Below are 23,257 nucleotides of genomic sequence, written 5' to 3' on the forward strand. Positions count from 1 at the left end.
GTTATAAGCTGAATTTATAACCGGGTATTTTTTTTGCATATTGGACAATTAATTCCTAGCATGTTAGTATAAATACAGAAATTAACAAAGGAGCTGCAAGACATGAAACAATTTGCAATTATGCTTAGCAGGAACCGAATGTGAGGCTAAGTTCAGCGATCCGATTAAAAGAGTGACAGAATTAAAAAAATATATATGAAAGAAAAAAGCGAGAAAAATAAAACTATATTTCGATTATTTAGGAGGACATTACAATGGCAGATATTAAAGATTCAAAGAACTGGGGTTTTGAGACAAAGCAGGTACATATCGGACAGGAACAGGCAGATCCTGTAACAGATGCAAGAGCTGTTCCGATTTATGCATCCACATCATATGTATTCCATAATTCACAGCATGCAGCTGATCGTTTTGGTCTTCGTGATGCCGGCAATATTTACGGCAGACTGACAAATCCAACAGAGGATGTTTTTGAACAGCGTATCGCAGCACTTGAAGGCGGCGTTGCGGCATTAGCTGTCGCATCCGGCGCAGCAGCCATTGATTATACCATCCAGACACTGGCAAAAAATGGTGAACATATCGTCGCATCCAAGACAATTTATGGCGGAACCTACAACCTTCTGGCTCATACACTTCCTTTGACTAACAACATTACGACAACATTTGTTGATCCGGAGGTTGAAGGTTCATTTGAAGCAGCAATCCAGGAAAATACAAAGGCGATTTATATAGAGACACTTGGCAATCCGAATTCAAATCTTGTGGATATTGAAGAACTTGCAAAAATTGCTCACAAACATCACATTCCACTGGTTGTTGACTCAACATTTGCAACACCTTATCTGATTCGTCCAATCGAATACGGTGCAGATATCGTTGTTCATTCAGCAACAAAATTCATCGGCGGCCACGGTACAGCTATCGGCGGTGTCATCGTTGACAGCGGTAACTTTGACTGGAAAGTATCCGGCAAATATCCTTGGATTTCTGATCCGAACCCAAGCTACCACGGTGTTGCATTTACAGATGCAGCTGGTCCTGCAGCATTTGTTACATACATCCGTGCAGTCATCTTAAGAGATACCGGTGCAACACTTTCACCATTCCACGCATTTATTTTCCTTCAGGGACTTGAAACATTATCACTGAGAGTAGAACGTCATGTCAGCAATGCATTAAAGATTGTTGACTACCTTTCAAAACATCCACAGGTAGAGGCTGTCCATCATCCTTCACTGCCTACAGAGCCAAGCCACGAATTATACAAGAAATATCTTCCAAATGGCGGCGGTTCCATCTTTACATTTGAAATTAAAGGCGATGCGAAAACGGCACAGAACTTTATTGATCACCTGTCTATCTTCTCGCTGCTTGCCAACGTTGCAGACGTTAAATCTCTTGTGATCCATCCTGCAACAACAACACACAGCCAGTGTACAGAAGAGGAACTCATTGATCAGGGTATCAAACCAAACACAATCCGTCTTTCTATCGGTATTGAAAAAGTAGAAGACTTGATTGCTGCATTAGACACTGCTTTTGAAGCCGTAAAATAAATTTTAAAAATGTACAGTCCTTAGAGCTGTAAAATAAACAAATAAAAAAATAATTGAAAGCTGTTGCGAAAGCTTTTATCTGGGAATGATTTAGTTTAGGATAGTATATATTTTCAGATAAAAGCCAAAGAGCAGCTTTTTTTTGCTTTACAATCGGTAAAAATATGGTATGATTTAGTAGTATTCTCTCGTTCGGAGTACAATATCTAACAGAGAGACTTGAATTTTCAATATGCAGGCAGGTGGAGTGGCCTGCTGCATTCAGGAGGACCCAAAATGGAAAAAGCAACTGACAATTTAAATGAAAAACCAGCAGTAACGAAGAACTTTATTGAACTGGCAATTGACAAAGATCTTGCAGAAGGCAAATATACTGAGATTTGTACAAGATTCCCACCGGAACCAAATGGCTATCTGCATATCGGCCATGCCAAATCCATTCTTTTAAACTATGGACTGGCTAAAAAATATAACGGTAAGTTCCATCTTCGTTTTGATGATACGAACCCGACAAAAGAGAAAACTGAATTCGTACAGTCTATTATTGCCGATGTGGAATGGCTTGGCGCAGCTTATGACGGAGAAGTGCGTTTCGCATCCAACTATTTTGATCAGATGTATGAGGCAGCCGTAAAGCTGATCAAGAAAGGCAAGGCTTATGTCTGTGATCTGACAGCAGACCAGATCCGTGAATACCGCGGCACATTAAAGGAACCAGGCAAGAACAGCCCTTATCGTGATAGAAGTGTTGAAGAGAATCTTCAGTTATTTGAAGAGATGAAAGAAGGCAAATACCCGGATGGATCTAGGGTATTAAGAGCGAAGATCGATATGTCTTCACCGAATATCAACATGCGTGACCCGATCCTTTATCGGGTTGCCAGAATGACTCACCACAATACAGGCGATAAATGGTGTATTTATCCGATGTATGACTTTGCACATCCGATTGAAGATGCCATTGAAGGTATTTCCCATTCTATCTGTACACTGGAATTCGAAGACCATCGTCCGCTTTATGACTGGGTTGTCCGCGAACTGGAATATCCGATGCCGCCAAGACAGATTGAATTTGCAAAATTATATCTGACTAATGTCGTAACCGGCAAGCGTTATATCAAGAAGCTGGTTGATCAGGGTATTGTTGATGGTTGGGATGATCCTCGTCTTGTAACCATCGCAGCGCTGAGAAGAAGAGGTTATACCCCTGAATCCATCAAGATGTTTATGGAGATGGTGGGCGTATCCAAGAGCAACAGCTCTGTTGACTATGCAATGCTTGACTACTGTATCCGTGAAGATCTGAAGATGAAACGCTCTCGTATGATGGCTGTTCTTCATCCGCTGAAGCTTGTGATCGACAACTATCCGGAAGGTCAGATTGAATACCTGGATGTACCGAATAATCAGGAGAATGAAGCCCTCGGTACAAGGAAAGTACCGTTCGGCCGAGAACTTTACATTGAGCAGGATGACTTTATGGAAGTACCGCCTAAGAAGTATTTCCGTCTCTATCCTGGCAACGAAGTTCGTCTGATGAGTGCTTATTTTGTCACATGCACAGATGTTGTGAAGGATGAAGCAGGCAATGTGGTTGAAGTACACTGTACTTATGACCCAGAGACAAAGAGCGGTTCAGGCTTTACAGGACGCAAAGTCAAAGGAACAATCCACTGGGTAGCTAAAGAAACAGCTGTTAAGGCAGAAGTGCGTCTCTATGAGAACCTTGTTGACGAGTCAAAAGGCAGTGTTTACAATGAAGACGGCAGCGTGAATATTAATCCGAATTCACTGACTGTTCTGAAAGACTGTTGTCTGGAGCCGAATTTTGAAGGTGCTGTGGGCGGAGACAGCTATCAGTTTGTCCGCAACGGTTTCTTCTGCATCGACAGTAAGGATTCCAAACCGGATGCCCTTGTATTCAACCGCATCGTATCTTTGAAGAGTTCATTTAAATTGAATAAATAAAATATGTGGAGTGCGCTCCAAGAATACTGAAAATGGATGTTAAATAAGCAATTCAACATCCATTTTATGTTATTTATGCGAGCAACGAGCCAAAACGGAGTGTAGAGGCCGCGATAACTTGAGAAACTCGTGGAGCGTGTTTCTCATAGTTGGCAGAGCACACTCCTTTTGGCTGAATGCGAGTTCTTCTAATACAAAAGTTATCCTTGAGTTTTTTGCTCAATTTAACAATTTAAAAATGAGAGATATAGTGAGTAAAAATGAGAACAAGTGATGTTTGCTAATAAAATTCACAAATAATCGCCTCTGAATAAAGTTGCACATTTTTGAAAAATTAAATAATATATAACCATCGATTAGCACTCAAATCAAGTGAGTGCTAGCAAATGATAATAATGATTATATATCCATTTGAATATTAAGGAGGCTTATTAATATGAAGTTAGTTCCATTAGGTGACAGAGTTGTATTAAAACAGTGTGAAGCAGAAGAGAAGACAAAATCCGGTATTATTTTAGCTGGTCAGGCTAAAGAGAAGCCACAGGAAGCAGAAGTTATTGCTGTAGGTCCTGGCGGTGTTGTTGATGGCAAGGAAGTTACAATGCAGGTAGCTGTTGGACAGAAGGTTATTTATTCTAAATATGCCGGTACAGAAGTGAAGCTGGATGGCGAAGAATATATCATCGTAAGACAGAATGATATTCTTGCAGTTGTAGAATAATCATTTACTCAGACAGACTTATTCCTATATTTTTAAATTATAGATTTGGAGGTAATTACAATGGCTAAAGAGATTAAATATGGCGCAGAGGCTAGAAAAGCCCTGGAAGCAGGCGTGAATCAGCTTGCAGATACAGTTAGAGTAACACTTGGACCAAAAGGAAGAAATGTTGTCCTTGACAAATCTTTTGGTGCTCCATTAATTACAAATGATGGTGTTACAATTGCCAAAGATATCGAACTTGAAGATCCTTTTGAGAACATGGGTGCTCAGATTGTCAAAGAAGTTGCTACAAAGACAAACGATGTAGCAGGTGATGGTACAACAACAGCAACTGTTCTTGCACAGGCTATGATCAATGAAGGTATGAAGAATCTGGCTGCAGGTGCTAACCCAATCATCCTGAGAAAAGGTATGCAGAAAGCAACAGAAGTTGCTGTAGACGCTATCAAGGAGATGAGCTCTACATTAACAGGCAAGGCTCAGATTGCAAGAGTTGCTGCTATTTCCGCCGGTGATGACAGTGTCGGTGAAATGGTTGCAGATGCTATGGAAAAGGTTACAAACAACGGCGTTATTACAATTGAAGAATCCAAGACAATGCATACAGAACTTGATCTGGTAGAAGGTATGCAGTTTGACAGAGGTTTCCTGTCCGCTTATATGTGCACAGATATGGACAAGATGGTTGCTGAACTTGACAACCCATACATCCTCATCACAGATAAGAAGATCTCCAACATTCAGGAAATCTTGCCTGTACTTGAACAGATCGTTCAGAACGGTGCGAAGTTACTCATCATTGCTGAGGATGTAGAAGGTGAAGCACTGACAACACTTGTACTGAACAGCTTAAGAGGTACATTCAAAGTTGTTGCTGTTAAGGCTCCGGGCTATGGTGACAGAAGAAAAGAAATGCTTCAGGATATCGCTATTCTGACAGGCGGTACAGTGATTTCTTCTGAAATTGGCTACGAATTAAAAGATACAACATTTGATATGCTTGGTCGTGCAAAATCCGTTAAGGTTACAAAAGAGAATACAATCATCGTTGATGGTGCAGGTGCTCCGGAAGCAATCAAAGCCAGAGTTGATCAGATTTCTGCTCAGGAAAAAGAGACAACATCCGATTTCGACAGAGAAAAATTACAGGAAAGACTTGCTAAACTGTCCGGCGGCGTAGGCGTTGTTCGTGTAGGTGCTGCTACAGAAACAGAAATGAAAGAAAAGAAACTCCGTATGGAAGATGCTTTAGCTGCTACAAAGGCTGCTGTTGAAGAAGGTATCATCTGCGGTGGTGGTTCTGCTTATATCCATGCATCCAAGAAAGTTGCTGAATATGCTGCAACACTTGAAGGCGATGAGAAGACAGGTGCAGGCGTTGTACTGAAAGCACTTGAAGCACCTCTGTTCCACATTTCTGCCAACGCAGGTCTTGAAGGTGCCGTGATCATCAACAAGGTTCGTGAAAGTGAAGTTGGTGTTGGTTTTGATGCACTGAATGAAAGATATGTCAACATGGTAGAAGCAGGTATTATCGACCCTGCTAAGGTTACAAGAAGTGCTCTGCAGAATGCAACAAGTGTTGCTTCTACACTTCTGACAACTGAATCCGTTGTTGCTGAAATCAAGAAAGACGTACCAGCTCCAATGCCACAGGGCGGCGGAATGGGTATGATGTAATCACATAATACTTTTACAAAAGATGAGGGTTGCCGCATATTGCGGCAGCCCTTTGCTTGTTCTTGCGTCTTTTATCGTGTATAATAGAAGAAAAATTACAAAGGAGCAGCAGACGAGATGTACAACAGCACAAATGGAGATGCCTTTTGCGAAGTTCTTGTCAAACGCAGGAGAGGTACTCCGGAAACAGTGAAAATGGTTCTGTCCATACTGGCAGGAATGGTCGTATCCATACTCATTTTTATGTTCATACCAATGTTTTTCATTTTGATCGTTCCGGTATGGGCACTGATTGTATTCGTGATCAAAATGCAGAAAAGGGAATATGAATATATCTTTACATCAGGAGATCTGGATATTGACGCATTGATCGGAGATTATAAGAGAAAGAATATATTCAGCCTTTCTATGGAGCATATGACATTGATTGCGCCTGAGAATTCCCATGATCTGGATGGCTATAAGGGGAATCCAAACTACCGTCATTATGATTTCAGTGCCAATGATGCTATGTTGACAAATTACATCATTATAGGGAATTGGAATAATCAGCAGGTTTTTGTTAAATTTACACCTAATGAACGTCTTTTAGATGATATGTTCAGAATCTCCCCAGGCAAAGTCAGACGCAGATAGACAAATGTCGCCCCATGGCGGAAAAATAAATAGTATTAATAATACTAATAAAACAATGGTTGACTTTTTTTTTACAGTTTGTTAAACTTTTTAAAAATTAAAGCAAGTCACTATCAATGACAACTTATAATCTGAACAGAATGTAGGTTGTCAAACTTATATAACGAAAGAGAGGAATACGTAATGAGCAAAATTATCGGCGAAGGTATCACATTTGACGACGTTTTACTTGTACCAGCCTATTCTGAAGTTATTCCAAATCAGGTAGATATTTCTACCTGGCTGACGAATACGATCAGATTGAATGTACCTCTGATGAGTGCAGGTATGGACACAGTTACAGAACACCGCATGGCAATTGCAATGGCAAGACAGGGAGGCATTGGTATTATACATAAGAATATGTCAATCGAAGCCCAGGCGGAAGAAGTAGATAAGGTAAAGCGCTCTGAGAATGGCGTTATCACAGACCCATTTTATTTATCCCCTGAACATACACTGGCAGATGCAGATCGTCTGATGGCTAAGTTTAGAATTTCGGGTGTGCCGATTACAGAGGGCAAGAAGCTCGTTGGTATTCTGACAAATCGTGATCTGAAATTTGAGACAGATTACAGCAAGAAGATCAAAGAATGCATGACAAGTGAAGGACTTGTTACAGCTAAAGAAGGAGTTACTCTTGAAAAAGCCAAGAAGATTCTCGGTCAGGCTCGTAAGGAGAAGCTTCCGATTGTTGACGATGACTTCAATTTGAAGGGGCTGATCACAATCAAGGATATTGAGAAACAGATCAAGTACCCATTATCAGCCAAGGATGCTCAGGGACGTCTTCTCTGCGGTGCCGGCGTCGGCGTAACAGCTGATATTCTTGATCGTGTGGATGCGCTTGTTAAAGCTCATGTCGATGTGATCGTTATAGATACAGCCCATGGCCATTCAGCAAATGTGCTTCGTACCGTTCATATGGTGAAGGATGCTTATCCGGATCTTCAGGTTATCGCAGGTAATGTTGCTACAGCAGAAGCAACAGAAGCTCTGATCAAAGCAGGTGTCGATTGTGTCAAAGTCGGTATCGGACCTGGTTCTATCTGTACAACACGTGTTGTTGCAGGTATCGGTGTTCCACAGGTTTCAGCTGTTATGGATTGCTATGAAACAGCCAGAAAGTATAATATCCCGATTATAGCCGATGGCGGTATCAAGTACTCCGGTGATGTAACGAAGGCTATTGCAGCCGGTGCCAATGTCTGCATGATGGGCAGCATGTTTGCAGGCTGTGATGAAAGCCCGGGCAGCTTCGAATTATACCAGGGAAGAAAATACAAAGTATATCGTGGTATGGGTTCCATCGCTGCTATGGAAAACGGAAGCAAAGACAGATACTTCCAGTCAGATGCCAAGAAACTGGTTCCAGAAGGTGTTGAAGGCCGTGTTGCTTACAAGGGCTTTGTTGAAGATACCGTCTTCCAGCTTCTGGGTGGTCTCCGTGCAGGTATGGGTTACTGTGGTGCAAGAACGATCGAGGAACTGAAAGAGAACGGACGTTTCGTAAAGATCTCAGCGGCAGCTTTAAAAGAAAGCCATCCACATGATATCCACATTACAAAAGAAGCACCAAACTACAGTGTCGATGCTTAATCTGTAACTGTTCAGAGCCAAGCTCTGAACAGTTATCTTAATCTTATGAAATAAGCCGGCTGCTGCAGGATTGAAGAAAAATTTTCAATTTTGCAGCAGCTTTTTGCATATTTTTTTCTAGTGGCCGGATAATAAAAGGATGACCCTTGTTTACGATTAATATCAAAATGTGTTATAATAGATGGCACGAATGCGAAAATGATCAGGAGGCATATAATGACAGATAAATTTACCAATATTCCGGCTGCCTATGAAATTGTCAGTCTGGAGTATATAGATGAGATCAAATCCCAGGCAGCCCTTTTGCGTCACAAGAAGACAGGGGCAAGAGCAGCAGTTCTTGCTAATGATGACGAGAACAAAACTTTCAATATCGGATTCAGGACCCCGCCAAAAGACAGCACAGGTGTTGCTCACATTATGGAACATTCTGTATTGTGCGGTTCAGAGAAATTCCCGGCCAAGGATCCCTTTGTAGAACTGGCCAAGGGATCTCTGAATACATTTTTGAATGCCATGACTTATCCGGATAAAACTGTTTACCCGATTGCCAGCTGTAACGATGCGGATTTTCAGAATCTGATGCATGTTTATCTGGATGCGGTTTTCCATCCGAATATTTATATTCATGATAAGATATTCAGACAGGAAGGCTGGCATTATGAATTAACAGATAAGCATGCACCGCTGATCTACAACGGTGTTGTCTATAATGAAATGAAGGGTGCTTTTTCATCACCCGAACAGATTTTATACAGAAAGATCACAGATTCCCTGTTCCCGGATACGATCTACAGTGTAGAGTCCGGCGGTGATCCGGATGTTATTCCTGAACTGACCTATGAACAGTTCCTTGACTTCCACAGAAAATACTATCATCCGTCTAACAGTTATATTTATCTGTATGGCAATATGGACGTGGCAGAAAAGCTTGCTTTTATTGACGAAGAATACCTGTGCCATTATGATAATGCACAGGTAGATTCCGCCATAGCAAGACAGCTGCCATTTAAACACAGCACTGTAACTCGCGGTGAATATCCCATCGGCAATGATGACCGTGAAGAGAATGCAGCCTATATGGCTTACAGCTGGGTGATCGGTGACAGTCTTGATGCCAAACTTTGCCTTGCCTTCCAGATTCTTGAATATGCACTGATGGATGCTCCGGGTGCACCTTTGAAACAGGCACTTTTAGACCAGAAACTGGGTGAGGATATCTATGGAATGTTTGAGACAAGCCTGCTTCAGCCGTATCTCTCCATCATTATCAAGAACATGAATGAAGCTGACAGAGATCAGATTGTTCAGATCATCCGTACAGAGCTGGCAAAACTGGCAGAAGGCGGATTAAACCACCGGACATTGGAAGGTGTGCTTAATTATTATGAATTCAAGTCCAGAGAAGGCGATTTTGGTCGTTGGCCTAAAGGACTGATGTATGGTCTTCAGCTGATGGACAGCTGGTTGTATGATGACAATAAGCCTTTTGTACATCTGAAGTTCCAGGCAATTTATGATGAGTTAAGAGAAGGTCTCTCACAGAACTATTTCGAAGGTTTGCTCAAACAGTATATGATTGACAATACCCATTGTTCCCTGTATCTGCTTTGTCCGTCTAAGGGGCTCGCAGCAAGGAAGGAACAGGCACTGGCTGACAAACTGGCAGAATACAAAGCGTCTCTTTCCGAAGAAGAACAGGAACAGCTGATTACAGCCACTGCAGAACTCAAACAGTATCAGAGTGAACCGTCACCGAAAGAAATCCTCGAAACAATTCCGCTTCTGACAATTGATGATATCCGCAGGGAAGCTGAACCCATTTATAATAAAGAATTATCAGAACATGAGATTCCTATTCTTCAGCATGAAATCGAAACAAACGGCATTGCTTACGTGGATATGCTTTTTGACATTCATCATATCGCCGCTGAAGATGTCCCTTATCTTGGCATCCTGACGGAAGTCCTTGGCAATATGGATACGGATCATTATACGTATCAGGAACTGACTGATGAAGTGAATTTATATACCGGCGGTCTGCGGACAGCTGTGAATATTTACGGACTGCAGGGTCAGAATGCATATAAGCCGAGATTTGAATTATCAGGAAAAGTATTATACAGCAAAGTATCCAAGCTGTTCGAATTATTTGAAGAAATCCTGCTTCATACCCATTTTGACGATGAGAAACGTCTGAAGGAAATTCTGAACCAACTGAAATCTCGGCTGGAGATGGGCTTTATGTCCAATGGCCATTCAACAGCGGTCAACAGAGCCATGTCCTATTTTAGCCAGGGAAGCTGGTACAAAGAACTTGTTGAGGGTATCGCATTCTATCAATTTCTGTGTGATACACTGAAAAATTATGAGACAAGGAAAGTTGAAGTTATCCGCAGATTGAATAGCATTGGTCAGAAGATTTTCAGAAAAGCGTATCTTCTGGCAGACATGACAATGAATCAGGAAGGGCTGCAGCTCTGCCTGAAACCTCTTGCAGCCTTTGAGGGCAAGCTTTATACAACGCCGATGTCAGAAACAGACTGCAGCATCAAGGCAGTCGGCATATGTCCGAAACATGGAGAAGCCTTCATTACAGCCGGCATGGTGCAGTATAACGCCTGCACAGGCAGCTTTGCAGAATCAGGCATCACCTACAATGGCAGCATGAATGTTTTGAAGAATGTTCTGGGCAATGAATATCTTTGGAACAATGTCAGAGTCAAAGGCGGTGCTTATGGCTGTATGTGCGGATTTGCGCCAAGCGGCAATGGGTACTTTACATCCTATAGGGATCCGAATCTGGCAAAAACTTATGATATTTATACAGATGCCGCCGCTTATGTCCAGTCCTTAGAGTTAGATGAGAGAGAACTGACCAAATATATCATCGGTGCCATCGGTGCCATTGATACACCGATGACAGCCTCAATGAAGGGCAGCCGTTCATTGGCTGCATATCTTGGGGAACGCAGCTTTGAACAGATTCAGAAGAACAGGGATGAGCTTCTTTCTACCACAGTCGAAGATTTAAGGAAGCTTTCAGGAGCAGTTGCCGCCATTACTGAAGCAGGACATATCTGTGTTATCGGCAGTGAGAGTAAGATCACAGAAGAAAAAGAACGATTTGAGCATGTAGAACAGCTTATTCAGTAGGTTTACTCATTCAGAGATAGCAAATTGAAAATATATAAAACACTTATTAAATAAAACAGGGGAGATTTTATGAATCAACAGTACAAATCCGGCTTTGCCACATTGATCGGCCGTCCGAATGTAGGCAAATCCACATTAATGAATCATTTGATCGGACAGAAGATTGCTATTACGTCCAACAAACCGCAGACAACAAGAAATCGTATTCAAACTGTATACACGAGTGAAGAAGGACAGATTGTTTTTGTCGATACACCGGGTATCCATAAAGCCAAGAACAAACTTGGTGAATATATGGTAAATGTTGCTGAGCGTACACTGAGTGAAGTAGATGTTATTCTCTGGCTTGTTGAACCGACGACATTTATCGGTGCCGGTGAACAGCATATCGCAGAACAGTTAAGGAAGACAAAGACACCGATCATCCTTGTTATCAACAAGATTGACACAGTCAAAAGAGAAGAGATTCTCAAGAGTATCGATGCCTACAAAGATATCTGTGATTTTGCGGAAATCGTACCTTGCTCTGCTCTTAAAGGCGACAATACAAAAGACCTGATCGATGCGATTATGAAATATTTGCCGTATGGCCCGCAGTTTTACGATGAGGATACCGTAACCGATCAGCCGGAGAGACAGATCGTGGCAGAACTGATCCGTGAGAAGGCGCTTCGCTCCCTGAATGAAGAAGTACCACATGGTATTGCCGTATCCATTGATCAGATGAAGGCCCGCAACAGAAAACTTATTGATATTGATGCGACAATTATTTGTGAGCGTGATTCTCATAAAGGTATTATCATCGGCAAGCAGGGTGCAATGCTGAAGAAAATCGGATCTCAGGCAAGACCTGAAATCGAAGATATGCTTGGCAAAAAAGTCAATTTAAAACTTTGGGTCAAGGTCAAGAAAGACTGGAGAGACAGTGATTTCCTGATCAAAAATTTCGGATACGACAAGAAAGAATACTAAGAAAGACGGTTTTAGATGGCAGAACTGATCAAAGTAACGGGCATGGTCATTTCAACGATGCCTGTGGGAGAATATGATAAACGGGTTGTCATTCTGACAAAGGAAAGGGGCAAGATCCACGGGTTTTCCAGGGGCGCCAAACGTCCCGGCAATAGCCTGATGGCAGCTTCCCAACCCTTTGTATTCGGTGAATTTATGCTGCTTGAAGGGCGCAGTGCTTACACTATTTCAAGTGTCCGGGTGCTGAATTATTTTGAAGAGTTCAGAAAGGATATGGATGCCACCTGCTATGGATGCTATTTTCTGGAATTTGCAGATTATTACGGCCGGGAGAATGCCGATGATCTGGAGATGCTGAAGCTCCTTTATCAGACCGTGCGGGCACTTTGTAAAAAGACAATTGCCTATCCTTTGATTCGGTGCATTTATGAATTGAAAATTATGGCTGTCAACGGAGAGTGTCCTCAATGCTTCGAATGTGCCTGCTGTCATTGTACAGACCCGTTAACAGTTTTCAGCAGCCGGTACAGTGGACTTTTATGCAGTAAATGCGCTTTTCATGAGAAGATGACGACGATTCCTGTAAGCCCTGCAGCTGTTTACACAATGCAGTATATCATCAGTACACCTGTTGAAAAGCTTTATACCTTCACCGTATCAGATGAAGTTCTGGAAAATCTTAAAAATATCATTGAACGATACCGTAACCAATATATTGACAGACGTTTTAAATCCCTTGAGATCTTGACCATGATGGAAGACATGTGATCCATGGAAGATACATAAATTTATCAAAAAGGGATTGAAAAACTGGTATTTTAAGGATACAATGAATGGGACATACACAGACTGGAGGTAATATTATGAGACACCGTGTATTACTGGCTGTATTGCTGTGCATGACTCTTCTGGCCGGATGCAGCGGAAGGAAAGTTGATCTGTCAAATGAGACAGTTTCAACGATCGGCGTGAATGGAGACGGTTCTGTTGAAGAAGTGGTGGTTGAGACTTTTGACAAAGATTATTATTCTCTGACGGAACTGACAGCGTATGTCAATAAGCAGGTAGATGCATTCAATCAGGCGAATCCTCAGGAACAGCCGGAGAATAAAAAGGCAGATGATCCGGAGATTACGGCTGTGACGGTTCAGTATGTTGAATCCGACGAAGATGCAAAGACTGCGACGATGGCACTTGGATATCTGAATATGGATATCTATGATTCTTTCAATGAAACAAATTTCAAGTTTCTTTCAATGGAAGAGGCTGCTTCAGACAAAAGCATATCGGATATGAATGGTCTGGTTGAGGTGAAGAGTGGTGAAGAGAAATCTTTTTCAGATTTAACGGAGCACACGCATCTTCATCTGATCTATACAGATAGTTCTGTACACATTCAGACTGGCGGTAAGATTATGTACTACAGTAAAGATGCATCATTGACAGATGACTATACAATTCAGACTTCGGATAGTCCTTCAGTGGTTCTCTTCAAGTGATTATTCACTTGATAGCATAAATTAAAATTGCGAGGTAAAGAACATGGAAAAAACAATGGAAAAAATCGTAGCACTTGCCAAAGCCCGCGGCTTTGTTTATCCGGGCTCAGAAATTTACGGCGGACTTGCCAATACATGGGACTACGGTAACCTTGGCGTTGAATTAAAGAACAATGTAAAAAAAGCCTGGTGGAAGAAATTTATCCAGGAAAATCCTTATAATGTAGGTGTTGATTGTGCGATTCTGATGAATCCTCAGACATGGATCGCATCCGGCCATCTGGGCGGCTTCTCTGATCCTCTGATGGATTGTAAAGAATGTCATGAGAGATTCAGAGCAGATAAGCTGATCGAGGATTTCTGTCAGGATAACGGTATTGAACTGGATGGCTCTGTTGATGGCTGGTCCAACGAGCAGATGGTTAAGTTTATTGATGAGAAGAATGTCTGCTGTCCAACATGCGGCAAGCATAACTTTACAGATATCCGTCAGTTCAACCTGATGTTTAAAACATTCCAGGGTGTTACAGAAGATGCCAAGAATACCGTTTACTTAAGACCTGAGACAGCACAGGGCATCTTTGTCAACTTCAAGAATGTTCAGAGAACATCCCGTAAGAAAATTCCATTTGGTATCGGCCAGATTGGTAAATCCTTCAGAAATGAGATCACTCCTGGCAACTTTACATTCAGAACACGAGAATTTGAACAGATGGAACTTGAATTCTTCTGTGAACCGGATACAGACCTTGAATGGTTTGCATACTGGAAAGAATTCTGCATTAACTGGCTTCAGACATTAGGCATCAAACCAGATGAAATGAGAGTCAGAGATCATGAAGCAGAAGAGCTCTCCTTCTATTCCAAGGCAACTTCCGATATCGAATTCCTCTTCCCATTCGGATGGGGTGAATTATGGGGTATTGCTGACAGAACAAACTATGATCTTTCCCGCCATATGGAAGTTTCCGGTGAAGATCTCACATACTTTGATGAAACAAAGAAAGAAAAATACATCCCATACGTTATTGAGCCATCTCTGGGTGCTGACCGAGTTGTCCTTGCATTCCTCTGCGGTGCATATGATGAAGAGAATATCGGCACAGAAGAGAAACCTGATATGCGTACAGTCCTTCATTTCCATCCGGCACTGGCACCTGTTAAGATTGGTGTACTGCCATTATCCAAGAAACTGGGTGAGAAAGCAGAAGCTGTCTATACTGAGCTTTCCAAGAACTGGAACTGCGAATATGATGACAGAGGCAATATTGGTAAAAGATACAGAAGACAGGATGAAATCGGTACTCCGTTCTGCGTAACGTACGATTTTGATTCTGAAGAAGACGGCTGCGTAACTGTTCGTGACAGAGATACAATGGAACAGGAACGTGTGAAGATTGAAGATCTGACAGCATACTTCATGGAAAAACTGGCCTACTAAAATCAAACTTGATTTCTGGCAGATTGCTGCATCATTAACGATAAAAGGCATGTGAAAAATGAGAATTTTTTACATGCCTTTTTACTGGCTGTACGGTGTAGAATTGAAGATGACCCATATTGATGGTCAAAAATTTGTATTGGCCATTTAAAAATGTATACATATGTCGAAGCCTATATAGCAAATATTTGTTAAATATTCACTATATAGGCTTTGCTTTTTAAGAAAATAGTGCTAAAATATAGTTGTCGAAACTTATTGTACTTATCAATTTGTAGTGTATTTTGCACAGGAATTCGAACAGAGCATATATCTGTGATCGGATCTGAAATCTGCGCCGGGACTTCCTGTTAAGTCCCGAATACGCAAACATTTAAGGGGGCTTTATAATGCGCAAGTGGGTTTATATGTTTACAGAAGGTAATGCCAGTATGAGAGAACTGCTTGGAGGAAAAGGTGCCAACCTGGCAGAGATGACGAATCTTGGACTGCCTGTTCCGCAGGGCTTTACAATTACAACCGAAGCATGTACACAGTACTATGAAGATGGCCGATATATTAATCAGGAGATTCTTGATCAGATTATGGAAGCTATCTCGAAAATGGAAGAAATCACCGGCAGGAAGTTCGGTGATAAAGAGAATCCGCTCCTTGTATCTGTCCGTTCCGGTGCCAGAGCTTCCATGCCGGGTATGATGGACACTATCCTGAATCTTGGTCTGAATGAGGAAGTCGTTCATGTTCTGGCGAAGAAATCCGGCAACCCAAGGTGGGCATGGGATTGTTATCGTCGTTTTATCCAGATGTACTCTGATGTCGTTATGGAAGTCGGCAAGAAATACTTCGAAGAACTCATCGACAAGATGAAAGCAGAAAAGGGTATTACTCTGGATATTGATTTAACAGCAGAAGATCTGCATACGCTGGCAGACCAGTTTAAGGCAGAGTACAAAGAGAAAGTCGGCAAAGATTTCCCGGATAACCCGACAGACCAGCTGATTTATGCCATCAAAGCCGTTTTCCGATCATGGGACAATCCAAGAGCCAACGTTTATCGTATGGACAATGACATTCCGTACTCATGGGGAACAGCAGTCAATGTCCAGATGATGGCTTTCGGCAATATGGGAGAGACATCCGGTACGGGTGTCGCCTTTACCCGTGATCCGGCCACTGGTGAGAATCATCTGATGGGTGAATTTCTTCTGAATGCCCAGGGCGAAGATGTTGTTGCCGGTGTTCGTACACCGCAGAAAATTTCTCATCTTCAGGAAATTATGCCGGATGTCTATGACCAGTTTGTGGGCATCTGCCATACTCTTGAAGATCATTACAGAAACATGCAGGATATGGAATTTACCATTGAGAATGGCCATCTCTATATGCTGCAGACCCGTGACGGCAAACGTACCGCACAGGCAGCCCTTAAGATTGCCTGTGATCTGGTAGATGAAGGCATGATTTCAGAAGAAAGAGCAGTTGCCATGATTGATCCGCGTAATCTAGACACATTACTGCATCCGCAGTTTGATCAGAATGTTTTGAAAGAGGCAGTTCCAATCGGCAAGGCACTGGGTGCTTCTCCGGGTGCTGCCTGCGGTAAGATTGTATTTTCAGCCGATGATGCCAAAGAATGGGCAGAGCGCGGCGAGAAGGTTGTGCTTGTCCGTCTTGAAACATCTCCAGAAGATATCGAAGGTATGAAAGCAGCTCAGGGTATTCTGACCGTCAGAGGCGGCATGACATCCCATGCAGCAGTTGTTGCACGTGGTATGGGCAAATGCTGCGTATCCGGCTGCGGCGACATCGTGATGGATGAAGAGAATAAGCGTTTTACTCTTGGCGGCAAAGAATACTGCGAAGGTGATGCCATCTCCATTGATGGTTCAACCGGTAAGATTTATGCAGGTATTATCCCGACGGTTGATGCAACCATTGCCGGTGAATTCGGACGTATTATGAGTTGGGCAGACAAGTACCGCACCATGGGTGTCCGTACCAATGCAGATACCCCTCGTGATGCAAAGAAAGCCCGTGAACTTGGTGCGCAGGGTATTGGTCTGTGCCGTACCGAGCATATGTTCTTCGGTGAAGGCAGAATCGATGCTTTCCGTGAGATGATCTGTGCAGAGACGAAAGAGGAACGTGAAAGAGCCCTGGAAAAGATCCTGCCTTACCAGCAGGATGATTTCGAACAGATTTATGAAGCAATGGAAGGACTGCCGGTAACCATTCGTTTCCTTGATCCGCCATTGCATGAGTTCGTTCCGACAGAGGAAGAGGATATTGAGAAACTGGCCAAAGCCCAGGGCAAGAGCATTGAACATATCAAAGGCATCATTCAGGGTCTCCATGAATTTAATCCGATGATGGGACACCGGGGCTGCCGTTTAAGCGTGACTTATCCTGAAATTGCAGTTATGCAGACAAAGGCTGTTATCCGTGCAGCCATCAAAGTGCAGAAAGCACATCCGGAATGGACACTTGTACCTGAAATTATGATTCCGCTTGTAGGCGAAATTAAGGAATTAAAGTATGTCAAGAAGACAGTTGTGGAAACAGCTGATGCAGAGATTAAAGCCTCCGGCGTTGATCTGAAGTATGAAGTTGGTACAATGATCGAAATCCCTAGAGCAGCATTGACAGCGGATGAGATTGCCTCAGAGGCGGACTTCTTCAGTTTCGGTACCAACGATCTGACACAGATGACCTTCGGTTTCTCAAGAGATGATGCAGGCAAATTCCTGAACGCTTACTATGATGCCAAGATTTATGAGAGTGATCCATTTGCCAAGGTAGACCAGAAGGGTGTCGGCAAACTGATGAAGATGGCCATTGACCTTGGTCGTCCGGTTAATCCGAAACTGCATATCGGTGTCTGCGGCGAGCATGGCGGCGACCCGTCATCTGTGGAATTCTTCAATAAAATAGGTCTGGATTATGTGTCCTGTTCACCTTTCAGAGTGCCAATCGCACGTTTGGCAGCAGCACAGGCAGCTATCGCCGAGTCACATCACTAAAAGATCCGTGTTAGAGGGGAAAGCAAACTATCCTATTAAAGGGTAAAATTGCCAACCAATCTAAAAATTGTCCAAGTATAAAAAATTACCGGGAATTTAGAACAAGAATTCATCAAAGAGGCAGGAAGCGTATCCTGTCTCTTTTTTTGCTACAATATGGTTGAAATTCTGTTATAATAACATCATAGAGGAGATGATCGTTATCAAAGTAATAAAGAATCACTTGACGCCGCTAAAAAAAAGTGATTACACGAAAATCCATAATTTAAGAGATACCCTGCACCGTCCGCTGACAGCAACCAGTGAACAATCTGTTTTTTCATGGCAGAATTATTATGGTTTTACCGGATATGACGGCGGTGATTTTTTTCTGGTTTACAGCAGCCGCCTGCAGCGCTTTCTATATCCTTTCGGCAATGTCGGACATGGCCTGGACTTTATCAATCATCTTAACTGGCCCCAATCAGAGAAGAACTTTGCCTATTTAAGTGCAGACCAGGCTGCGTATCTGCAGCAATCCGGGTATGAAATTCGCAAAGACTGTGATGCCAGCGAATATATTTACGAGACAGCAGCACTGTCACTGACAGCCGGCAATATATCTTCTAATTTTAAGAGGAAATGCAGGAAATTCTCCAGGGAGTATCCGTATACAGTCCGAATGATCGATCCGGACTGGCTGGATCAGCGGATTTATGATTTATTTGAAAAGCAGCTGCCGGAAGTCATCTATATGCTGGACCATTACACAGAATACGGGATGACCGGCATTGAGATCCGGTGTCAGAATGAACGGGCCTTTTTATTCGGCTATGAAAACACTCCGGATACCTTCACCATGGCAGCTACAGATTATACCAAAGGGTTCGGCTCTTCTGCCGTCGCTGCCTGTATTTATGAAATGGCCAGCCGCCTGCAGGGACACTATCAATACATCAATTTAGAAGAGGATATGGGCATCAAAGGCCTGCGCCGGATGAAGCAATTATATCTTCCTGTCTTTATATTGGAGGCATACAATGCAGATTTCAAATATCATTAACCTACAGTCTGGAAAAGGCAGGTTTTTTTGCCGGAAAATGTTTCATAAAGTTTTCTGGATGACCAATCTGGCGTCCCTTGGCCTTGTGGCGGCTAATATCATGGATGCAGTTGTTGTCGGAAGACAGATGGGGGCATCCGGTCTGGCTGCCATTGGTATGGTCAGCCCGATTTATGTCCTTTACAATATTCTCGGTTACGGCTTTTCCGTGGGAGGTGCTGTTACCTTCAGCAAATTAATGGGCAAAGGCAAGGATGAAGCTGCAGTCAGTCATTTCAATCAGATCCTGCTCTTGTCTGTACTTGTCTCAGCCTTCATAGGTATTGCCGGCAACCTGTTATTGACGCCGATCGTCCATCTGTTGGGAGGAGCAGCAGCGGATGCAGCTGTTATAAAAATGTGTAAGGACTATGCCTCCCTAATTCTATGGACATTCCCCATCTTTATGATCAATTTCGTTTTTTATGAATTTGTCCGCTGCGATGATGATCAGAGAATTGCCTCCATTTCCTATGTCATCGGCTGTCTGTCGGATGTTGCCTTGAACTGGATACTGGTGGTTGGTCTTGATATAGGCGTACAGGGTGCTGCATGGGCAACTGTCATCGGTCAGTTCGTCAGTGTTCTGATTCTTACTACACACTTTTTTAAGCCCGGATATCATCTGCATATGGCCCTTAGTAAGATCGATTTTGCAGAGACACTAATATCATTCAAAATCGGCCTGTCAACTTCCTCAAGATACTTTTTTCAATGCCTTTATCTGATCATGATGAACAATCTGCTGATGCATTTTGCTCCCGACGGCAATTTATATGTAGCGGTTTTTGATGTTGTCATGAATGTGACTTATATCGGATGTTTTATTTATACGGCTGCCTGCGAGACAATGAGCCCGTTGGCATCTACATTTAATGCAGAACATAACAGAGAAAATCTCATCGAACTGCTTAAAACGGCACTCCTGTATGGCTGTATCGGCAGTATCCTGCTGGGCATTGTCATTGCTGTTTTTGCAGACCCCGTTGCTTCCATGTTCGGTCTGAACAATGCCCTTTCCGTTTCTGCTATCCGCGCTTATTGCATCAGTATTTCTTTTACGGCTTTTGTTGAGATATCCGCCTGTTTTTATCAGGCCATCGAAAAGCCGAAAGCAGCCGGCATCATTACGCTGCTGAGAAATTTTGTTATTTTATTCCCGATATCTGCCATTATCGGCATATATTGGACACAATACTTCTGGTATGCCCTGCCGGCAGAAGAAATTCTTACGGCCTTGGCAGCTTCATTTGTGATCTTTAAAGCAATTCCGGAAGAGGATGATAATGTCTTTTCTTATACCTTGACAAATGATCAGAAAGATGTATCTCGTCTTCTGAGTCAGGTGGAGGATTACCTTGAACAAAGTGATTCCGGCATCAAACAGTCCTATGTGATTTCCATGGTTGTGGAAGAGTTGTGTACCGCCATCATTGAACACGCTTTTAAAAACGATCCGGAGGAATACATACAGCTTACCATTACACCTGAGGAGACAGGCAATATCGTAGTAAACATCCGGGACAGTGCGGTTTCATTTAATCCTTTTGAGATGCAGACTAAACGTCTGAATGTCGACTCTGCATCAGACCATGCCGCCATTGATGCCATGGGGATCCTGATGATCAAGAAGAAAGCCAAAGAGTTTTATTATCGACGCTATCAGGGATTTAATGTCACAACGATTATCGTATAAAAAGGAGCAATCATATGCAATCAAATAAAAAAATAACCGATAAACGAAGGTTTTCCGTTGTTATGAAGATTACTGCCATTGTCATTGTCATGGCAATTTTAATCGGTTCCACTGCCATCTATGCCGGCTATTATCTTCATTCAACCACCATGAATCAGTATTACAAGAATCAGGTTGTCAATATCAGCAAAACCCTTTCCAAATATATCCCTGCTGATTATATCGAACAATTAAAGGAGGCAGCATCCGATCCGGAACTGGAAATCGTGAGAGAAGAAGCCATTGCATCTGATAACCCGGATCTTGTCAAAGACTGGATGATCCAAAAGGGTGTTTACGATGATTATGAAAAAGTGTTGTCTATTCTCGAAGATTTCCGCAATAATATGGGTATGACTTATGTTTATGTTCTGAACAATCAGGCCAACTATTCAACATATCTGGCAGATCCTGATGAAGATATGACCATATTCGGCAAAAGAGAAGACAATACAGCTGGTTTTGAACAGTACACATCCAATGAAGAAATCCCGCCGACAGTATCGGAAGGTGAATACGGATGGCTCTGTTCCGGCTATGAACCGATTTATTCTGAAGATGGTAAGGCTATCGCTTTGATCGGTGTGGATATCAGCATGAACGAAGTTGTCAGTCAGCAGATGGATTTCCTGAAGCAGATGCTGACATGGCTCATTATTCTGACATTGATCATTGTGATTCTGGTCATTTGCTATTTCCGTTATACACTGACAAAACCGCTTCAGAAGCTGGCCGGATCGGCCCAGACATTTGTTGCAAGAAGAGAGGAGAAAGGCTCAAAGGAACCGGTACAAACAGCTATTTCAGATCTCACCATCAAGTCCAATGATGAGATCCGCGACCTTTATGATTCTATTCGTCAGATGGAAACAGACATCAATCAATATATTCAGAATATTACCGCTGTTACTGCGGAAAAAGAACGCATTGGTGCGGAATTGAATATTGCCACACAGATTCAGTCTTCCATGCTTCCATGTATATTCCCGCCGTTTCCGAACCGTGAGGAATTTGATATATATGCATCCATGACACCTGCCAAAGAAGTTGGCGGCGACTTCTATGATTTCTTTATGGTGGATGACCGTCATATCGCCATCGTTATGGCAGACGTCTCCGGTAAAGGTGTCCCTGCCGCACTGTTTATGGTTATCGGCAAAACGCTGATCAAAGATCATACACAGCCGGGCATAGATCTTGGCGATATTTTCTCAAAGGTCAATAATCTTCTCTGTGAATCCAACAGCGAGGATATGTTTATCACAGCTTTTGAAGGTGTCCTCAATCTTGTCACAGGAGAATTCCGTTATGTCAATGCAGGACACGAAATGCCGTTTATCCGCAAGAAAAACGAAAGTTTTGAAGCCTATAAGATCCGTCCGGGTTTTGTCCTTGCAGGTATGGAAGGCATGCGTTATAAGAGCGGTTCCATGATGCTGGAACCCGGTGACATGATTTTCCAGTACACAGATGGTGTGACAGAAGCAACCAATGCACAGAATGAACTGTTTGGCATGGATCGTCTTCAGACAACTTTGAACTCTGTCAAAGAAAATGATACCCATGCGATCTTGACCGCTGTCAAAAACGGCATTGATACATTTGTGGGAGATGCCCCGCAGTTTGATGATATAACCATGCTTTGTCTGGATTACAAAAAGAAAATGGAGGTTGATGCGCAATGAAAGAGTTAACCTTAGATGCAACCGTAGAAAACATTTCAACTGTTACGGCATTTGTAGATGAAGAATTGGAGAAAATCGATTGTCCCATGAAAGCACAGATGCAGATCGATATCGCTATCGATGAAGTATTCAGCAATATTGCACATTATGCCTATCATCCCTCTGTCGGGTCTGCAACTGTCAAAATCGAAGTGATTGAAGAACCTATGTCCGTTGTGATTACTTTTATTGACGGCGGTACCCCTTACAATCCCCTTGAAAAGGAAGATCCCGATATCACCCTTTCCGCGGAAGAGCGGGAGATTGGCGGTCTGGGTATTTTCATGGTAAAGAAATCCATGGACAGCATTGATTACGAATATAAGGACGGGCAGAATATCCTCCGAATCAAAAAAAATATATAATTATTAATTAGAAGTTTTTCGGACGCTATAACTGAATGTTATAACGTCTATTTAAAATA

The 23,257-nt window shown here is 42.6% G+C and carries 16 protein-coding genes; all 16 read left to right on the forward strand.

Annotated elements, in window-relative coordinates; translation table 11 throughout:
• Positions 1-254: 254 nt before the first annotated feature.
• The 16 genes from HED67_RS09795 to HED67_RS09870 all read left to right on the forward strand — a co-directional run bounded on the left by HED67_RS09795 (position 255) and on the right by HED67_RS09870 (position 23,198).
• Entirely contained in the window at positions 255-1,559 is a 1,305-nt protein-coding gene (locus HED67_RS09795; protein ID WP_221718184.1) for an O-acetylhomoserine aminocarboxypropyltransferase/cysteine synthase family protein, read from the forward strand.
• Between the two features lie 276 nt (positions 1,560-1,835).
• On the forward strand, positions 1,836-3,527 hold the full coding sequence (locus tag HED67_RS09800) for a glutamine--tRNA ligase/YqeY domain fusion protein (protein WP_178439897.1): 1,692 nt from the start codon (positions 1,836-1,838) through the stop codon (positions 3,525-3,527).
• A gap of 436 nt (positions 3,528-3,963) precedes the next feature.
• Positions 3,964-4,248, forward strand: coding sequence for a co-chaperone GroES (gene groES, locus HED67_RS09805; RefSeq protein WP_117526992.1), 285 nt, complete (start codon positions 3,964-3,966; stop codon positions 4,246-4,248).
• 60 nt (positions 4,249-4,308) lie between these two features.
• Entirely contained in the window at positions 4,309-5,931 is a 1,623-nt protein-coding gene (groL, locus tag HED67_RS09810) for a chaperonin GroEL (protein ID WP_015514325.1), read from the forward strand.
• Positions 5,932-6,048: 117 nt separating this feature from the next.
• Positions 6,049-6,567 carry a DUF6106 family protein gene (locus HED67_RS09815; RefSeq protein WP_178438514.1) on the forward strand — a complete coding sequence of 173 codons (519 nt, stop codon included), beginning with the start codon at positions 6,049-6,051 and terminating at the stop codon, positions 6,565-6,567.
• A 183-nt stretch (positions 6,568-6,750) separates the two neighbouring features.
• The gene (guaB, locus tag HED67_RS09820) at positions 6,751-8,205 is read left to right on the forward strand and encodes an IMP dehydrogenase (RefSeq protein WP_221718185.1); all 1,455 of its coding nucleotides are present in this window, start codon (positions 6,751-6,753) and stop codon (positions 8,203-8,205) included.
• A gap of 216 nt (positions 8,206-8,421) precedes the next feature.
• Complete coding sequence (locus tag HED67_RS09825) at positions 8,422-11,361, forward strand: insulinase family protein (RefSeq protein ID WP_221718186.1); 2,940 nt, start codon at positions 8,422-8,424, stop codon at positions 11,359-11,361.
• A 69-nt stretch (positions 11,362-11,430) separates the two neighbouring features.
• Positions 11,431-12,333, forward strand: coding sequence for a GTPase Era (gene era, locus HED67_RS09830; RefSeq protein ID WP_178438523.1), 903 nt, complete (start codon positions 11,431-11,433; stop codon positions 12,331-12,333).
• Positions 12,334-12,348: 15 nt separating this feature from the next.
• Positions 12,349-13,101 carry a DNA repair protein RecO gene (gene recO / locus HED67_RS09835; RefSeq protein WP_221718187.1) on the forward strand — a complete coding sequence of 251 codons (753 nt, stop codon included), beginning with the start codon at positions 12,349-12,351 and terminating at the stop codon, positions 13,099-13,101.
• 95 nt (positions 13,102-13,196) lie between these two features.
• Entirely contained in the window at positions 13,197-13,832 is a 636-nt protein-coding gene (locus HED67_RS09840) for a hypothetical protein (RefSeq protein WP_221718188.1), read from the forward strand.
• A gap of 43 nt (positions 13,833-13,875) precedes the next feature.
• The gene (locus HED67_RS09845; RefSeq protein ID WP_215633070.1) at positions 13,876-15,273 is read left to right on the forward strand and encodes a glycine--tRNA ligase; all 1,398 of its coding nucleotides are present in this window, start codon (positions 13,876-13,878) and stop codon (positions 15,271-15,273) included.
• A 389-nt stretch (positions 15,274-15,662) separates the two neighbouring features.
• Complete coding sequence (gene ppdK, locus HED67_RS09850; protein ID WP_221718189.1) at positions 15,663-18,293, forward strand: pyruvate, phosphate dikinase; 2,631 nt, start codon at positions 15,663-15,665, stop codon at positions 18,291-18,293.
• 193 nt (positions 18,294-18,486) lie between these two features.
• On the forward strand, positions 18,487-19,335 hold the full coding sequence (locus HED67_RS09855) for a phosphatidylglycerol lysyltransferase domain-containing protein (RefSeq protein WP_221718190.1): 849 nt from the start codon (positions 18,487-18,489) through the stop codon (positions 19,333-19,335).
• A complete protein-coding gene (locus HED67_RS09860) occupies positions 19,313-21,070 on the forward strand; it encodes an MATE family efflux transporter (RefSeq protein ID WP_221718191.1) in 1,758 nt (585 codons plus the stop codon). Before HED67_RS09855 ends, HED67_RS09860 begins: the two co-directional genes overlap by 23 nt.
• A gap of 14 nt (positions 21,071-21,084) precedes the next feature.
• Entirely contained in the window at positions 21,085-22,794 is a 1,710-nt protein-coding gene (locus HED67_RS09865) for a PP2C family protein-serine/threonine phosphatase (protein ID WP_221718192.1), read from the forward strand.
• Positions 22,791-23,198, forward strand: coding sequence for an ATP-binding protein (locus tag HED67_RS09870; protein WP_178438546.1), 408 nt, complete (start codon positions 22,791-22,793; stop codon positions 23,196-23,198). The genes HED67_RS09865 and HED67_RS09870 overlap by 4 nt, the downstream gene beginning before the upstream one ends.
• Positions 23,199-23,257 lie beyond the last annotated feature (59 nt).

This window comes from Pseudocoprococcus catus (assembly GCF_019734885.1).
Lineage (GTDB): Bacteria > Bacillota > Clostridia > Lachnospirales > Lachnospiraceae > Coprococcus_A > Coprococcus_A catus.

Coding starts and splice junctions, on each gene's coding strand:
- HED67_RS09795 (WP_221718184.1), top strand. CDS start 255: ATGGCAGATATTAAAGATTCAAAGAACTGGGGTTTTGAGACAAAGCAG.
- HED67_RS09800 (WP_178439897.1), top strand. CDS start 1,836: ATGGAAAAAGCAACTGACAATTTAAATGAAAAACCAGCAGTAACGAAG.
- groES (WP_117526992.1), top strand. CDS start 3,964: ATGAAGTTAGTTCCATTAGGTGACAGAGTTGTATTAAAACAGTGTGAA.
- groL (WP_015514325.1), top strand. CDS start 4,309: ATGGCTAAAGAGATTAAATATGGCGCAGAGGCTAGAAAAGCCCTGGAA.
- HED67_RS09815 (WP_178438514.1), top strand. CDS start 6,049: ATGTACAACAGCACAAATGGAGATGCCTTTTGCGAAGTTCTTGTCAAA.
- guaB (WP_221718185.1), top strand. CDS start 6,751: ATGAGCAAAATTATCGGCGAAGGTATCACATTTGACGACGTTTTACTT.
- HED67_RS09825 (WP_221718186.1), top strand. CDS start 8,422: ATGACAGATAAATTTACCAATATTCCGGCTGCCTATGAAATTGTCAGT.
- era (WP_178438523.1), top strand. CDS start 11,431: ATGAATCAACAGTACAAATCCGGCTTTGCCACATTGATCGGCCGTCCG.
- recO (WP_221718187.1), top strand. CDS start 12,349: ATGGCAGAACTGATCAAAGTAACGGGCATGGTCATTTCAACGATGCCT.
- HED67_RS09840 (WP_221718188.1), top strand. CDS start 13,197: ATGAGACACCGTGTATTACTGGCTGTATTGCTGTGCATGACTCTTCTG.
- HED67_RS09845 (WP_215633070.1), top strand. CDS start 13,876: ATGGAAAAAACAATGGAAAAAATCGTAGCACTTGCCAAAGCCCGCGGC.
- ppdK (WP_221718189.1), top strand. CDS start 15,663: ATGCGCAAGTGGGTTTATATGTTTACAGAAGGTAATGCCAGTATGAGA.
- HED67_RS09855 (WP_221718190.1), top strand. CDS start 18,487: ATGATCGTTATCAAAGTAATAAAGAATCACTTGACGCCGCTAAAAAAA.
- HED67_RS09860 (WP_221718191.1), top strand. CDS start 19,313: ATGCAGATTTCAAATATCATTAACCTACAGTCTGGAAAAGGCAGGTTT.
- HED67_RS09865 (WP_221718192.1), top strand. CDS start 21,085: ATGCAATCAAATAAAAAAATAACCGATAAACGAAGGTTTTCCGTTGTT.
- HED67_RS09870 (WP_178438546.1), top strand. CDS start 22,791: ATGAAAGAGTTAACCTTAGATGCAACCGTAGAAAACATTTCAACTGTT.